This window comes from Pseudomonas sp. UBA6562, assembly GCF_002434265.1.
Taxonomy (GTDB): domain Bacteria; phylum Pseudomonadota; class Gammaproteobacteria; order Pseudomonadales; family Pseudomonadaceae; genus Aquipseudomonas.
The window spans coordinates 319,314-334,728 of sequence record NZ_DJJS01000004.1 but is presented as its reverse complement, the minus strand read 5'-3'; the positions used below and the strand labels follow the sequence as shown (position 1 = coordinate 334,728).

14 protein-coding genes and 3 tRNA genes are annotated in these 15,415 nt (G+C 63.3%); 13 read left to right on the top strand and 4 right to left on the bottom strand.

From position 1 onward, the window contains the following. Nucleotides 1–5 precede the first annotated feature (5 nt). Nucleotides 6–1,073, bottom strand: a complete 1,068-nt coding sequence (gene dinB / locus B4M43_RS05715; protein ID WP_296265343.1) for a DNA polymerase IV — start codon at nt 1,071–1,073, stop codon at nt 6–8. Nucleotides 1,074–1,292: 219 nt separating this feature from the next. Between dinB and B4M43_RS05710 the strand changes: the two genes are divergently transcribed. From B4M43_RS05710 to B4M43_RS05690, 5 genes are all read left to right on the top strand, one after another. Then, nucleotides 1,293–1,369 (top strand) — tRNA-Met (locus B4M43_RS05710). Between the two features lie 124 nt (nt 1,370–1,493). Beyond that, nucleotides 1,494–1,570, top strand: a tRNA-Met gene (locus B4M43_RS05705). A gap of 137 nt (nt 1,571–1,707) precedes the next feature. Further along, nucleotides 1,708–1,784 (top strand) — tRNA-Met (locus tag B4M43_RS05700). 226 nt (nt 1,785–2,010) lie between these two features. Continuing rightward, nucleotides 2,011–4,653: a bifunctional lysylphosphatidylglycerol flippase/synthetase MprF gene (gene mprF, locus B4M43_RS05695; protein ID WP_296264972.1), complete on the top strand. Its 2,643-nt coding sequence runs from the start codon at nt 2,011–2,013 to the stop codon at nt 4,651–4,653. Beyond that, nucleotides 4,653–5,945, top strand: coding sequence for a virulence factor family protein (locus B4M43_RS05690; RefSeq protein ID WP_296264971.1), 1,293 nt, complete (start codon nt 4,653–4,655; stop codon nt 5,943–5,945). Before mprF ends, B4M43_RS05690 begins: the two co-directional genes overlap by 1 nt. Nucleotides 5,946–5,994: 49 nt before the next feature. On the opposite strand, the gene B4M43_RS05685 is transcribed toward B4M43_RS05690, so the two are convergent. Further along, a complete protein-coding gene (locus B4M43_RS05685; protein WP_296264969.1) occupies nt 5,995–7,890 on the bottom strand; it encodes a potassium transporter Kup in 1,896 nt (631 codons plus the stop codon). Between the two features lie 341 nt (nt 7,891–8,231). Between B4M43_RS05685 and B4M43_RS05680 the strand changes: the two genes are divergently transcribed. From B4M43_RS05680 to tsaA, 7 genes are all read left to right on the top strand, one after another. Continuing rightward, nucleotides 8,232–8,546, top strand: a complete 315-nt coding sequence (locus tag B4M43_RS05680; protein ID WP_296264968.1) for a hypothetical protein — start codon at nt 8,232–8,234, stop codon at nt 8,544–8,546. Beyond that, nucleotides 8,546–8,833: a helix-turn-helix domain-containing protein gene (locus tag B4M43_RS05675; RefSeq protein ID WP_296264966.1), complete on the top strand. Its 288-nt coding sequence runs from the start codon at nt 8,546–8,548 to the stop codon at nt 8,831–8,833. Before B4M43_RS05680 ends, B4M43_RS05675 begins: the two co-directional genes overlap by 1 nt. A gap of 384 nt (nt 8,834–9,217) precedes the next feature. Beyond that, the gene (gene rimO / locus B4M43_RS05670) at nt 9,218–10,555 is read left to right on the top strand and encodes a 30S ribosomal protein S12 methylthiotransferase RimO (protein ID WP_296264964.1); all 1,338 of its coding nucleotides are present in this window, start codon (nt 9,218–9,220) and stop codon (nt 10,553–10,555) included. Nucleotides 10,556–10,653: 98 nt separating this feature from the next. After that, nucleotides 10,654–11,115: a GNAT family N-acetyltransferase gene (locus B4M43_RS05665; protein ID WP_296264962.1), complete on the top strand. Its 462-nt coding sequence runs from the start codon at nt 10,654–10,656 to the stop codon at nt 11,113–11,115. Nucleotides 11,116–11,206: 91 nt separating this feature from the next. Next, nucleotides 11,207–11,917 carry an rRNA pseudouridine synthase gene (locus B4M43_RS05660; RefSeq protein ID WP_296264960.1) on the top strand — a complete coding sequence of 237 codons (711 nt, stop codon included), beginning with the start codon at nt 11,207–11,209 and terminating at the stop codon, nt 11,915–11,917. A gap of 69 nt (nt 11,918–11,986) precedes the next feature. Then, on the top strand, nt 11,987–12,448 hold the full coding sequence (locus tag B4M43_RS05655) for a DUF1456 family protein (RefSeq protein WP_296264959.1): 462 nt from the start codon (nt 11,987–11,989) through the stop codon (nt 12,446–12,448). A gap of 1 nt (nt 12,449) precedes the next feature. Next, the gene (tsaA, locus tag B4M43_RS05650; RefSeq protein ID WP_296264957.1) at nt 12,450–13,145 is read left to right on the top strand and encodes a tRNA (N6-threonylcarbamoyladenosine(37)-N6)-methyltransferase TrmO; all 696 of its coding nucleotides are present in this window, start codon (nt 12,450–12,452) and stop codon (nt 13,143–13,145) included. 53 nt (nt 13,146–13,198) lie between these two features. Here tsaA and fpr read toward each other — a convergent pair whose 3' ends face one another. Next, complete coding sequence (gene fpr / locus B4M43_RS05645; RefSeq protein ID WP_296264955.1) at nt 13,199–13,978, bottom strand: ferredoxin-NADP reductase; 780 nt, start codon at nt 13,976–13,978, stop codon at nt 13,199–13,201. A 122-nt stretch (nt 13,979–14,100) separates the two neighbouring features. Here fpr and B4M43_RS05640 point away from each other — a divergent pair, with 122 nt between their 5' ends. Beyond that, on the top strand, nt 14,101–15,027 hold the full coding sequence (locus B4M43_RS05640) for a LysR family transcriptional regulator (protein ID WP_296264954.1): 927 nt from the start codon (nt 14,101–14,103) through the stop codon (nt 15,025–15,027). Nucleotides 15,028–15,030: 3 nt separating this feature from the next. On the opposite strand, the gene B4M43_RS05635 is transcribed toward B4M43_RS05640, so the two are convergent. After that, a complete protein-coding gene (locus B4M43_RS05635) occupies nt 15,031–15,399 on the bottom strand; it encodes a diacylglycerol kinase (RefSeq protein ID WP_296265341.1) in 369 nt (122 codons plus the stop codon). Between the last annotated feature and the right edge of the window lie 16 nt (nt 15,400–15,415).

The window sequence follows — 15,415 nt, the reverse complement described above, 5'->3', positions numbered from 1 at the left end:
CGCACCTACCCTGCGTGGGGCTCCGTGAACAGCTCGAGCTGTTCATGGGCGCCGCGCAAATCCAGCAGCCTTACCCCTACTCCCAGCAGACGCACCGGCTTGCCGCCGCGGGCGAACGCCTGGCTGAGCAGTTGCTGGTAGCTGTGCAGGTCGCGCCCTGCCCCGGCCTGCTCCAGGGTGGTCTGGCTGAAATCGTGGAACTTGACCTTCACGAAGGGTTTGCCCGGCTTATAGCTGCTGTCCATGCGGCCCAGCCGCTCGGTCAGGCTCGCCAGCAGGTCGGGCAGACGTTCCAGGCAACTGTTCAAATCGGGCAGATCGGTGTCGTAGGTGTTCTCGACGCTGACCGACTGCCGCCTGCTGTCGGCCTGCACCACACGGTCGTCGATGCCATGGGCCAAGCCCCACAGACGTTCGCCGAAACTGCCGAACTCGCGCACCAGCGACAGGCGGGTCCAGGCACGCAGGTCTTCGCAGGTCTCGATGCGCAACCGGCTGAGCTTGTCGGCGGTCACCTTGCCGACGCCATGCAGTCGATTCACCGGCAACTGGGCGACGAAGGCCTCCACTTCGTTAGGCGTGATGACGAACAGACCATTGGGTTTGCGCCAGTCGCTGGCGATCTTGGCCAGGAACTTGTTGGGGGCCACGCCTGCGGAAACGGTGATGTGCAGGGTCTTGGCCACACGCCGGCGGATGTCCTCGGCGATGCGCGTTGCGCTGCCGGCGAACCACTGGCTGTCGGTGACGTCGAGGTAGGCCTCGTCGAGCGACAACGGCTCGATCAGGTCGGTGTAGTCGCGAAAGATCTGCTGGATTTCCCGAGAGGCCTCGCGATAAGCCTCGAACCGCGGTTTGACGATCAGCAGGTCCGGACACAGCTTGTGCGCATGGCGCGACGACATGGCCGAACGCACGCCATAAGCGCGTGCCTCGTAATTGCAGGTGGCGATCACGCCACGCCGATCCGCCGAGCCGCCGACCGCCATCGGCCGACCCGCCAGGCTAGGGTCGTCACGCATTTCGATGGCTGCATAGAAGCAGTCGCAATCGACATGGATGATTTTGCGCAAGGACATGACTGACAACCGACACTGTAAATTTGTACAGATCATAGCGTAAGGGACGATCGAGCAACCAGTAGCGCGCCCGCCATGCCCGATTACCGGCAGTTCGCCTGCAAATGCGCTGGGCCGAGAGGCCGCATCGCGCTAAAGGGTTGAGGGAAAAAGACTTTTCCAAGGAAATAGCTTGACACCAGGAAGGATATCCGTAGAATTCGGTTCCACAGGCGCGGGATGGAGCAGCCTGGTAGCTCGTCGGGCTCATAACCCGAAGGTCGTCGGTTCAAATCCGGCTCCCGCAACCAGATTCAAGAAAAAGGCCACTGCACACGCAGTGGCCTTTTTCGTTGTCTGCTAGAAATCTTTTTGCAAATCAATGCATTAAAGGCTTGCCAGTATCGAACAGGCGTGTAGAATGCGCCCCACAGACGCGGGATGGAGCAGTCTGGTAGCTCGTCGGGCTCATAACCCGAAGGTCGTCGGTTCAAATCCGGCTCCCGCAACCAGCTTTAAAAGAAAGGCCACTGTTTATGCAGTGGCCTTTTTTGTTGCTTGGCATTCAGCTGGCAATCGCTACCAGCTCAATGATTTTTGGCAAATCGTTTGACACACCCATTCGAATCTGTAGAATGCGCCCCTCTGACGCGGGATGGAGCAGTCTGGTAGCTCGTCGGGCTCATAACCCGAAGGTCGTCGGTTCAAATCCGGCTCCCGCAACCATATTCGTCAGAACAAGCCCCGCCTGTTGCGAAACAGCGCGGGGCTTTTCGTTGTGGCGTCCTGCCCGCGCAGCCCTCTCGTAACACCCGGCCATGCCGATACCTATGAATGAACTATCTTTAACGCTTCGGGCCATCGGCCGGAGTAGTATCTGGATACTTTTTCAAAGGGACTTTCACTTGGCCGCTTCTCGCTCTGCTCTCGCGCTGTTGGCACGAGGCTCTCTATGACCTCCCCCACCCCCGAATCGCCTGCACCGCTGACCGCGGCGCTTCCCACAGCGGCCAAACGCCTGCCCTGGCTCGAATGGCTCAGCACCTACCGACAACCCTTGGGCCTGGCGTTGACCTTGGCACTGTTCGCCATGGCGCTGATCGCCTGTAGGCACCTGCTCAGCGAACTGGACATCTATGCCTTGCACGACGCCATGCTCAGCGTGCCGGCCAGCGCCCTGATCGGCGCGCTGCTGGCCACTGTGGCGGGGTTCGTCGTGCTGCTGGGCTACGAATGGTCGGCCAGCCGCTACGCGGGCGTCCAACTGCCGCCGCGCACGCTGGTGATGGGCGGCTTGAGCGCGTTCGCCATCGGCAACGCCATCGGCCTGTCGATGTTGTCAGGGGGGTCGGTGCGTTATCGGCTCTATGCCCGCCACGGGCTGGGCGCCGCAGAAGTCGCGCGCATGACGGTGTTCGCCAGCCTGTCGCTCGGCTGCGCCCTGCCGCCGCTGGCCGCGTTGGCGACGCTGAGCGACCTGGGCGCCGCTTCGCGGGCCTTGCATTTGTCGCCGGTGTTGCTGGGCAGTGTCGCCACCGCCGTGCTGCTGCTGAGTGTGCTACTGGTAGCCGGCCTCTACAGGCGCCGTCTGCACGAACAGCCCCTGCGCGACAACCTGCTGGTTAAACTCGGCCGCCGTACCCTGCGCCTGCCGAGCGGCAGACTGGCCGCCCTGCAATTGCTGATCACCGCGCTGGACGTGGCGGCTGCGGCCACCGTGCTCTATCTGCTGCTGCCCGAAGCGCCGCCGTTCGGCGCCTTCCTGATGGTCTACCTGCTGGCCCTGGCGGCCGGCGTGCTGAGCCATGTACCCGGTGGCGTCGGCGTGTTCGAAGCCATCCTGCTGGCCGCCTTCGCCGACCAACTGGGTGCGGCACCTCTGGCGGCGGCTCTGCTGCTCTACCGCTTGATCTACGTGGTCTTGCCCTTGTTGCTGGCCTGTGTGGCCCTGCTGGTCAACGAAGCGCGGCGCCTGCTGTTCGCCCAGCAGGCGATTCGCGCGGCCTCGGGCCTGGCCGCGCCGATCCTGGCGATTCTGGTGTTCCTTTCGGGCGTGGTGCTGCTGTTCTCTGGGGCCACCCCGGAGATCGACACACGCCTGGAGCACATGGGCTTTCTGGTCCCGCACCGCTTGATCGACGCCTCGCACTTTGGCGCCAGCCTGATCGGCGTACTCTGCCTGCTGCTCGCCCAGGGGCTGCGCCGGCGCCTGTCGGCGGCTTGGCTGCTGACCACCGTACTGCTGCTGGTGGGCGCGGTGCTGTCGCTGCTCAAAGGCTTCGATTGGGAAGAAGCCAGCATCCTGGTGTTCACCGCTGCGCTGCTGGCGCTGTTCCGCCGCTCCTTCTACCGCCCTAGCCGGCTGCTCGAACTGCCCTTCTCGCCGGTGTATCTGGTGGCCAGCGCGTGCGCGGTCGGCGCGTCGATCTGGCTGCTGCTGTTCGCCTATCAGGACGTGCCCTACAACCACCAACTGTGGTGGCAGTTCACTCTCGACGCCGATGCGCCCCGCGCCCTGCGCGCGGCGATGGGCAGCGCGGTGCTGCTGGTGATCGTGGCGCTGACCTGGCTGCTGCGCACAGCTCGCCCGGTCATCCATCTGCCCGACGAACAAGAGCTGCTGCGCGCCAGCGCCATTCTGCAAGCCTCCGACCAGCCCGACGGTGGTCTGGCCCTGACCGGCGACAAGGCGCTGCTGTTCCACCCCGACGGCGATGCCTTCCTGATGTATGCCCGCCGCGGCCGCAGCCTGGTCGCGCTGTACGACCCCATCGGCCCGGCCCAAGAGCGCGCCGAAATGATCTGGCAGTTCCGCGACCTGTGCGACGTGCACCATGCCCGTCCGGTGTTCTACCAGGTACGCGCCGAGAACCTGCCGTTCTACATGGACATCGGCCTGACCGCGATCAAGCTGGGCGAAGAGGCGCGGGTCGACCTGCGCCGTTTCGACCTCGAAGCCAAGGGCAAGGAAATGAAGGACCTGCGCTACACCTGGAACCGGGGTGGGCGCGACGGTCTGACCCTGGAGGTGCACGAGCCCGGCCAGGCGCCGATGGACGAGCTCAAGGTCATTTCCGATGCCTGGCTGAGCGGCAAGAACGTGCGTGAGAAAGGCTTCTCGCTGGGGCGTTTCAGCCTCGACTACCTCAAGCACTTCCGTATCGCCCTGATCCGCTTCCAAGGCAAGCCGGTGGCATTCGCCAACCTGCTGGAAACCCACAGCAACGAACTGGCCAGCCTCGACCTGATGCGTGCCCACCCCGAGGCACCGAAGCTGACCATGGAGTTCATGATGGTCGGCCTGATCCTGCATTACAAAAGCCACGACTACGCACGGTTCAGCCTGGGCATGGTCCCGCTGTCGGGCTTGCAGCCACGCCGTGGTGCCCCCCTGACCCAACGCCTGGGCTCGATGGTGTTCCAGCGCGGCGAGCAGCTCTACAACTTCCAGGGCCTGCGCCGCTTCAAGGACAAGTTCCAACCCGATTGGGAACCTCGTTACATGGCCGTGCCGGCCGGGCTCGACCCACTGGTGGCACTGGCCGATACCGCCGCCCTGATCGCAGGCGGCCTGACTGGATTGGTGAAACGCTGATGATCCGACGTTACTGGATGTACCTGGTGCTGGCCTTGGCCCTGGCCGCTGCGGCCGCAGGCGTGGCTTTCTGGCTATGGACCCGGCCTGCCCCCGAGGCCCACGCCGAACACCTCACTTTGGCCGGCGGCGCCGCCATCGTGCGCGTGACGCCGGGCGTCAAGGCCAAGACCCGCGTGGCCATCGGCGTACCCAAAGACCAGGCCTTGACCGAGAAGCAACTGCTCGACCTCAGCAGCGCCGGCGAGGCGCAACTGGTGCAGGTCCTGCTGCCTGCAGACGATTGCGTGGCGCAAGGTAAAGCCATGCAGGAAGCCATCGCCCAGCTCGGCGGCGCGCCGAACCTGGTCGCCGGCATCGGCCCAGGCGCCGCCGAGGCTTGGCGCTGGCTGGCCACGCAGAACGACGACCAGGCCCGCGCCATTTCCGTGGGCTTCGCCCTCGAACAGCCCGGCTGCACCTCGCCCCTGCCCAAACGTGCCGACCACGGCCACTGGAGCGTGGCCTGGAACGACAACCCGGACGACGCCAGCGCAGGTTTCGTGCGCGACCAGCCCAACGCCGAGACCAGCATCGCCGACTACGACATCCACCTGCCGCAAGTGCTCAAATCGCAGCTGACCCAGGCCCTGGTGGGCCGTGACGGCACTTCGCTGAGCATCCCGGTGGTGGAAGTGCCCGCCGGCCAGGCGACCGACACCGTCACCCTGTTCCTTTCGGGCGACGGCGGATGGCGCGACCTGGACCGCGACGTCGCCGGGGAAATGGCCAAGCTGGGCTACCCGGTGGTGGGCATCGACACCCTGCGCTACTACTGGCAGCACAAGACCCCAGAGCAAAGCGCCGCCGACCTGTCGGAGCTGATGCACCACTATCGTCAAAAATGGGGCACCAAGCGTTTCGTGCTGACCGGCTATTCGTTCGGCGCCGACGTGCTTCCGGCCATTTACAACCGTCTCGCCGCCGAAGACCAGCAGCGCGTCGACGCCATCATCCTGCTGGCTTTCGCGCGCAGCGGCAGCTTCGAGATCGAAGTCGAGGGCTGGTTGGGCAAGGAAGGCCAGGAAGCGCCCACCGGGCCGGAAATGGCCAAGCTGCCAAGCGCCAAGGTGGTCTGCATCTATGGTGAAGAAGAAGCCGACGAAAGCGGCTGCACCGACAGCACGGCGGTCGGCCAGCGCATGAAGCTGCCCGGCGGGCACCACTTCGACGAGAACTACCCTGCCCTGGCCAAACGCCTGACCGACGCGATCGACGCCCGTCAGGGCAAACCGGGCACCGCGCAACCTTGAAACGACGGCGGGCCGGTGCGTTGAACACATCGGCCCGCCTGTCCATCGATCAGATCTCGACCTGCGTTCCCAGCTCGATCACCCGATTGAGCGGCAGGTTGAAGAAGCGCAGATTGCCGTTGGCGTTCTTCAACATGAAGGCGAACAGGTTGCTGCGCCAGCGCATCATGCCCTCCAGACGCGAGGCGATCACCGTTTCGCGGCTGAGGAAGTAGGTGGTGCGCATGGGCGTGAAGTCCAGGCTTTGCAGCGTGCACAGGGTCAGCGCCTGGGGTACGTCCGGTTCGTCCATAAAACCGAAGTGCAGCAGCACGCGGAAGAAGCCGTCGCCATGGTCCTCGACCTCGAAACGCTCGTGGGCCGGCACCCGTGGCCGATCCTCGCTGACCACCGTCAACAACACCACCTGGCTATGCAGCACCTGGTTATGCAGCAGGTTATGCAACAGCGCATGGGGCACCGCATCGGGCCGCGCGGTGAGGAATACGGCAGTGCCTTCGACCCGGTGCGGCGGTTGCACGCCGATGCTGGCGATGAAGATCGGCAGCGGCAAAGCGGCTTCGTCGATGCGCTCGACCAGGATCTGCTTGCCGCGCTTCCAGGTGCTCATCAGGGTGAACAGCACGATCGCCGCCAGCACCGGGAAGGCGCCGCCTTGCAACACTTTGGGCAGGTTGGCGGCGAAGAACAGGCCGTCGACCAGCAGGAAGCCCAGCAACACCGGTACGGCCAGCAGCGGCGACCATTTCCACAACAACAGCATGACCACCGCCACCAGCAGGGTGGTCATCAGCATGGTGCCGGTGACCGCCACACCGTAGGCCGCCGCCAGCGCACTGGAGGACTCGAAGCCGAGCACCAGCAGCACCACGCCGACCATCAGCGCCCAGTTCACCGCACTGATGTAGATCTGCCCTTGTTCGTCGCTGGAGGTGTGCTGGATGTGCATGCGCGGGATGTAGCCCAGCTGGATGGCCTGGCGGGTGAGCGAGAACGCCCCGGAGATCACCGCCTGCGAAGCGATCACCGTGGACAATGTGGCCAAGCCTACCAACGGCAGCAGCGCCCAGCTCGGCGCCAATAGGTAGAACGGGTTGCGCGCCGCTTCCGGGTTCTGCAGCAGCAACGCGCCTTGGCCGAAGTAGTTGAGCACCAGCGCCGGCAGCACCAGAGCGAACCAGGCACGGGCGATCGGCTTGCGGCCGAAGTGGCCCATGTCGGCATACAGGGCTTCGGCGCCGGTCAGCGCCAGCACCACGGCGCCGAGCACGGCCACGCCGATGCCCGGATGGACGACGAAGAAGCGTACCGCCCAAGCCGGGTTGAAAGCCTTGAGCACTTCCGGGCTCTGCTGGATGCCGTTCAAGCCCAAAGCCGCCAGCACTAGGAACCAGACCACCATCACTGGGCCGAACAACTTGCCGATCTTCTCGGTGCCGTGCTTCTGCACTGCGAACAGCGCCACCAGCACCACCAGGGAAATCGGCACCACCCAATGGTCGATGCCGTCGAACGCCAGGCCCATGCCCTCGACCGCCGACAGCACCGAGACCGCCGGGGTGATCATGCTGTCGCCATAGAACAGCGACGCACCGATCAGGCCACAGGCGATGACCACCTTGCGCAGCAACGGATAGGGCGCCGCCGCCCGCCGCGCCAGGGCGGTCAGGGCCATGGTGCCGCCCTCGCCCTGGTTGTCGGCGCGCAGGATGAACATCACGTACTTGAACGACACCACCCACAGCAACGACCAGAAGATCAGCGAGAGGATGCCCAGCACACCGTCGTGGTTGACCGGCACCCCGTAACCGCCGGTGAAGACTTCCTTGAGGGTATACAACGGGCTGGTCCCGATATCGCCATAGACCACCCCGACAGCTGCCACCAGCAGGCCGAGCGAGCGCGTCGCCCCCTGCCCGCCTTGGGCATGACTTGCCTGAACCATCGACCACTCCCGCATCCGGCCCTTCGGGCCGCTAGACATAGCACCGGGCGATCGTGCCCGAACCGCGCTACTGCTCTGGGTCAAGGCCCGCAGCAGAACGCGGCGAAGCATAGCGCAGCGTCGCGGGATTTTCTGCTGGGATGGCGCTAGGAGGGCATTCGGCAATAACTGTGGGCTATCGCTCCGATGCAGCTATAAGCACAGGCCCATCGTAGCCTGTCATCACTAGGCTACTGCTTGTCCCTCAAATGAGAAACACAAGCTGGTACCCGTGTGGCCTTGTGCAGAAAAGATCGACGGCCTAGAATTCGCATACGCCAATGACGTACAAAAGGGATAGCATGATCTTCATCGAAACCCCGATTTTCACCTCCGATGTAAAGGCGTATCTGGACGATGAAGCATACCGAGCCCTGCAAACCCATTTGGCCGATCATCCCGAGGCGGGCCCTCTCGTCGAAGGCACAGGCGGCCTCAGAAAAATCCGTTGGGCAGCCCAGGGAAAAGGTAAGCGTGGAGGTGTTCGAGCGATTTACTATCATGTCGTCGCAGCGCAACAAATCCGGATGATCCTGATCTACAAAAAAGGAATTATGGATACGTTGACCGATCGACAGAAAGCGCAACTTTGCGAACTCAACAAAGGGTGGAAATAATGGAAAAAGGTCTCTTTGATCGTCTCGTGGAAAGTATGACTCAGATGGATGAGATCGACCGCGGCGAGCGTCAGCCATCGCGTGAGTTCCACATCGATGCCCTTCAAGTGAAAAAGATTCGTCAAGCGACGGGGCTCTCGCAAGCCAAATTCGCCAAGCGTATAGATGTTGCACTGGGAACACTGCAGAACTGGGAACAGGGTCGACGCGAGCCTGAAGGTCCTGCTCGTGCCTTGCTCCGTGCGATCCATAATGACCCGGAGCATGTTCTCGCTGCGCTAAGCTGAATGTGGCTTTGCTCTGAGGATGGGGGCAACCAGTCTTGTTCAGTACGAAGTCGAACGCTTCATGACGCTCCGTGTGTCATTGTATTTTCCGCCACTCCTCGCCGCGTCATACGCTGACGTCTACAAATTATATTGGGCACCTGAACGCGCACGTTGAAACCCTGATTCTCTGCCACTCGATTTCAACCCGCAGTCTCTTGGGAAAACACGAGTACTGGCGTGTTGTCCAAACCCTCCCCGCACCCCGTCGATTTCCACGCATTTTTACTGGTCAAGGCCCGAAGCTGCCGCTAGAATTGCGCACTTTTTGACCAGAGGCGCCCAAGCGCCCGTCAGGTTTGCCCGCCATCGGCGGTGCAACGGCTTTCAATACCGAGGTTAGTCATGTCCACCACTCCCGCGCCCACCACGCCCAAGGTCGGGTTCGTCAGCCTGGGTTGCCCCAAGGCGTTAGTCGATTCCGAACGCATCCTGACCCAGCTGCGCATGGAGGGCTACGAAGTCGTGCCCACCTACGAAGACGCTGACGTGGTGGTGGTCAACACCTGCGGGTTCATCGACAGCGCCAAGGCCGAGTCGCTGGAAGTGATCGGCGAGGCGATCAAGGAAAACGGCAAGGTCATCGTCACCGGTTGCATGGGCGTCGAGGAAGGCAGCATCCGTGACGTGCACCCAAGCGTCTTGTCGGTGACCGGCCCGCAGCAGTACGAGCAGGTGGTCAATGCGGTGCACCAGGTGGTGCCGCCGCGCCAGGACCACAACCCGCTGATCGACCTGGTGCCGCCCCAAGGCGTCAAGCTCACCCCGCGGCATTACGCGTACCTGAAGATTTCCGAAGGCTGCAACCACAGCTGCAGCTTCTGCATCATCCCGTCGATGCGCGGCAAGCTGGTCAGCCGCCCGGTCGGCGAAGTGCTGAGCGAGGCCGAGCGTCTGGTCAAGGCCGGCGTCAAGGAGATCCTGGTGATTTCCCAGGACACCAGCGCCTACGGCGTGGACGTCAAGTACAAGACCGACTTCTGGAACGGCCGCCCGGTCAAGACGCGCATGCTCGAACTGTGCGAAGCGCTGAGCAGCCTGGGTGCCTGGGTACGCCTGCACTATGTGTACCCCTACCCGAACGTCGACGATGTGATTCCACTGATGGCCGCAGGCAAGATCCTGCCGTACCTCGACATCCCCTTCCAGCACGCCAGCCCCAAAGTGCTCAAGTCGATGAAGCGTCCGGCTTTCGAAGACCGCACCCTGGCGCGCATCAAGCACTGGCGCGAGCAGTGCCCTGAACTGGTCATCCGCTCCACGTTCATCGTCGGCTTCCCCGGCGAAACCGAAGAGGACTTCCAGTACCTGCTCGATTGGCTGAGCGAAGCGCAGCTCGACCGCGTCGGCTGCTTCCAGTACTCACCGGTCGAAGGCGCACCGGCGAACCACCTGGGCCTCGAAGAGGTGCCGGACGACATCAAGCAGGACCGCTGGGACCGCTTCATGGCCCACCAGCAGGCGATTAGCAGCGCGCGTCTGCAACTGCGGGTCGGCAAGGAAATCGAAGTGCTGATCGACGAAGTGGAAGAGCAAGGCTCGGTCGGCCGCAGCTTCTTCGACGCGCCGGAAATCGACGGCAGTGTGTTCATCGACGGCGACCATGGCTTCAAACCGGGCGACAAGGTGCGCTGCCGGGTGGTCGATGCCGACGAGTACGACCTGTGGGCCGAGCCGATCTGAGCCCATGACGCTAGAATGCCCTGCCTCCGCGCAGGGCTTTTTTTTACGTTGCGTTTATCCGCCGTTTGATAAGCGGCCTCTGAGCAAGTGAGACGGACATGGACCCTTCCTTGAATGTGCTGACACCCACGGCCAGCGACCATCCCGAGCTGATTCGGGTGTGGGAATCTTCCGTACGCGCCACCCACGGTTTTCTGCCGGAGCATTACCTGCTGGTGCTGCGCGACAAATTGCTACCCGAGTACCTGAAGGCCGTGACCCTGATCTGCTGCAAGGACGACCAAGGGCGCATCGGAGGATTCGCCGGCGTGGCCAATGGCGATGTGCACATGCTGTTCGTGGCCGATGAGTACCGCGGCCAGGGCATGGGCAAACGCCTGCTCGCCCATGCCGTGCATCGGCTCGGTGCCACGCGTCTGGACGTCAACGAGCAGAACCCCGAGGCATTGGCGTTCTATCAGCGTCAGGGCTTCGAGATCGGTGGGCGTTCGGCTACCGATGGTCTGGGCCAGCCGTACCCATTGCTGCATCTGCGCCTGAAGTCGGCATCGGCCGATTGAGCGCCGTCGTCGGACAAAACCCGAGATTCACAGCCCGATGCGCGTCGGGCCGGGTACAATGGCGGTCTTTCCGTCTTGCGAATACCTGCTCATGTCCGAACCCACGCGCCTGTCCAAACACCTGATCGAACAACTGGGTTGCTCCCGCCGCGAGGCCGAGCTGTACATCGAGGGTGGCTGGGTCGCCGTCGATGGCGTGGTGGTCGAGCAGCCGCAATTCAAAGTCACCGACCAGCGTGTCGAGCTCTTGCCCGGCGCACGCGCCGATGCCTTGGAGCCGGTCACTCTGCTGCTGCATCAGCCTGCGGGGATGGATGCCGAAGCCGGACGCGCCACCATCGGCCTGGCCACCTTGAGCGAAGCCCATCGCGAGGGCGTGCGGCCTTTGCACGGGCACTTCAACCGCCTCAACAGCGTGGCACCCCTGGAGCCGCGCGCCACTGGCATGCAGGTCTTCACCCAGGACTGGCGCGTCAGCCGCAAGATCGAGGCCGACCTGCGCAAGCTGGAGCAGGAATACATCATCGAAGTGCGCGGCGAAGCCTCGCCGCAAGCCTTGGAGCGTCTGGCCCGTGGCATTACCCGCAACGACCGGGAACTGCCCAAGGCCAAGGCCAGTTGGCAGAACGAAACGCACCTGCGCCTGGTAGTGAAGAACCCCTACCCCGGCCTCATTTCCGAGCTTTGCGCGGCTCTGCGCCTGGAGGTGCTGGGCATGCGCCGCATTCGCCTGGGCGGGGTGTCGATGGGCAAGTTGCCGGTCGGTCAGTGGCGCTACGTCGCCAGCAGCGAACGTTTCTGAGCCGCACCGCGACCCTTCACACCGCGCATCACACCGCCGTCGCCAGCGGCTTCTGACAGGATTTGCACCATGATTCACAACGACGTTCTGCGCAGCCTGCGCTACCTCATCAAGGCCAACGACGCGAAGATGGCCGACATCATCGCCTTGTCCGGCCTCACCGTCGCACCGGCGGCCATCGCCACCTACGTCAAGAAAGAAGACGAAGCCGGCTTCGCGCTGTGCCCACAGCCGGTGTTGGCACACTTTCTCGACGGTCTGGTGATCGAGCGCCGCGGCCGCGACGACAGCCGTCCAGCGCAGCCGATCGAACTGCCGGTGACCAACAACACCATTCTGAAAAAACTGCGGGTGGCGTTCGAACTCAAGGAAGATGATCTGCACGCCATCCTGAAAAGCGTCGATTTTCCGGTGTCCAAGCCGGAATTGAGCGCGCTGTTCCGCAAAGTCGGCCACGACAACTACCGTGCGTGCGGCGACCAGTTGCTGCGCAACTTCCTCAAGGGCCTGACCCAGCGAGTGCGCGGCTGACATGCAGTATGGCGTGACCCCGGTCGGTATCGTGCGCTCCTGTTTCAAGGAGAAATTCGCCATTCCGCGTCAGCCGCAACTGGCGCCCGCCGCCCGCGGCGTGCTGGAGCTGTTGCCGCCTTTCGACGGTGGCGAAGCGGTCGCCGGGTTGGAGCAGGTCAGCCACGTCTGGTTGTTGTTTCTGTTCCATCAGGCGCTGGAAGACAAACCACGGCTGAAGGTTCGCCCGCCACGCCTGGGCGGCAACAAGAGCATGGGCGTGTTCGCCACCCGCGCCACCCACCGGCCCAATGGCATCGGGCAGTCGGTGGTGCGTCTGGAAGGTGTGGCGCCTGGGCGCCTGCTGCTGTCGGGCATCGACCTGCTGGACGGCACGCCGGTGCTCGACATCAAGCCCTACGTACCCTATGCCGACAGCGTGCCGGACGCGCACAACGCCATGGCCGATGCAGCGCCTGCGTGCATAGGCGTGTCCTGGGCCGAGCGCGCGCTGCCACAGGCCAGGGCGCATGGCGAGCGCCTCGGCGAGCCGCTGGTGGCGCTGATCGAGCAATGTCTGGCGCAGGACCCACGCCCTGCGTACCAGGTCCCCCCGGCCGAGCGCGTGTACGGCGTCAGGTTCTGGGACGTTCAGGTGCGCTGGCGCTACCCCACCCCGCAGACCATCGAGGTCATCGAGGTCTGCCGCGAGGCATGAATCGACGGGCATAAAAAAACGCAGGCCAGGCCTGCGTTTTTTCTGGGCGAAGCTTACTTCTCGACGAAAGCGCGCTCGATCAGGTAGTCGCCTGGCTCACGCATGCGGGCGGAAATCTTCAGGCCGAAGCTATCGAGCACTTCGCTGGTTTCGTCGAGCATGCTCGGGCTGCCGCAGATCATGGCACGGTCGTCCTGCGGGTTGATCGGTGGCAGACCGATGTCGCTGAACAGCTTGCCGCTGCGCATCAGGTCGGTCAGACGGCCCTGGTTCTCGAAGGGCTCGCGGGTCACGGTGGGGTAGTAGATGAGCTTTTCGCGCACCGCGTCGCCGAAGAATTCGTTTTGCGGCAGGTGCTCGGTGATGAACTCGCGGTAGGCCACTTCGTTGACGTAGCGCACACCGTGGATGAGGATCACCTTCTCGAAGCGCTCGTAGGTTTCCGGGTCCTGGATGACGCTCATGAACGGCGCCAAGCCGGTACCGGTGCTGAGCAGGTAGAGGTGCTTGCCGGGGTTGAGGTCGTCCAGCACCAGGGTGCCGGTAGGCTTCTTGCTGATGATGACCTCGTCGCCTTCCTTGAGGTGTTGCAGCTGCGAGGTCAGCGGGCCATCGGGGACCTTGATGCTGAAGAACTCCAGGTGCTCTTCCCAGTTGGGCGAGGCGATGGAGTAGGCGCGCATGAGCGGACGGCCGTTAGGCTGTTGCAGGCCGATCATCACGAACTGACCGTTCTCGAAGCGCAGACCGGGATCGCGGGTGCACTTGAAGCTGAACAGGGTGTCGTTCCAGTGGTGAACACTGAGGACACGTTCGTGGTTCATGTTGCTCATCGAGTGGGGCTCCTGGAAAAAAGACGCAGCGCGGACCAAGCACGCAGTTGCGCGATAGTGTAAGGAGGTTGAGAATATCTGTTAACTGGATTATCAAGATATATGTAATCGGTTATATCGATATGCGATTCACACTCCGTCAACTTCAGGTATTCGTCGCCGTCGCCCAGCAGCAGAGCGTCTCGAAAGCCGCGCTCGTGCTGGCGCTGTCGCAGTCGGCTGCCAGCACGTCCATCACCGAATTGGAGCGCCAATCCAGTTGCCAGTTGTTCGACCGTTCCGGCAAGCGCCTGTCGCTCAATGCCTTGGGTCAGCAACTGTTGCCGCAGGCGGTGGCCCTGCTCGACCAGGCCAAGGAAATCGAAGACCTGTTGCAAGGCAAGTCGGCCTTCGGCTCGCTGTCGCTGGGCGCGACGCTGACCATCGGCAATTATCTGGCCACCCTGCTGATCGGCAACTTCATGCAACAGCACCCGCAAAGCCAGGTGAAGCTGCATGTGCAGAACACTGCGCACATCGTGCAACAGGTGGCGCACCACGAAATTGATCTGGGCCTGATCGAAGGCGATTGCAACCATCCGGATCTGGAAGTGCAGCCTTGGGTGGAAGACGAACTGGTGGTGTTCTGTGCGCCGCAGCATCCGCTGGCGCAACGCGGCCAGGCCGATCTACAGGCCTTGGCCAAGGAAGCCTGGATCCTGCGCGAACAGGGCTCGGGCACCCGCCTCACGTTCGACCAGGCCATGCGCCATCATCGCGCGGGGTTGAACGTGCGGTTGGAGCTGGAGCACACCGAGGCGATCAAGCGCGCGGTGGAATCGGGCTTGGGCATCGGCTGCATCTCGCGCCTGGCGCTGCGCGACGCCTTTCGCCGGGGCAGCCTGGTGGCCCTGGAAACGCCAGAGCTGGACCTGTCGCGCCAGTTCTACTTCATCTGGCACAAACAGAAATACCAGACCTCGGCCATGCGTGAGTTCCTGGCCCTGTGCCGCCGCTTCACCCAAGGTATGCGGCGCAGCGACGAAATCGTGCTGCCGACCATCGCCTGAGCCTTACAGCAGGATCACGCCCCAGACCAGCGCGATGGTGGTCAGCGCCACCAGCTGCGCAGCGCTGCCCATGTCCTTGGCGTTCTTCGACAGCGGATGGCGGTCGAGGGAAATACGGTCAATGGCCGCTTCGATCGCCGAATTGAGCAGCTCGACGATCAAGGCCAGCAGGCACACGGCTATCAGGATCGCCCGCTCGGCACGGCTGACCGACAGCCAGCAGGCCAGCGGAATCAGGATCGCGTTGAGCAGCACCAACTGGCGAAAAGCCGCTTCGCCCTTGAAGGCGGCGGACAACCCGTCAAATGAATAAGTGGCGGCGTTGAAGATACGTTTCAGGCCGGTCTGGCCCTTGAATGGCGACATGTCGATCAGTTCACGAAGGTGG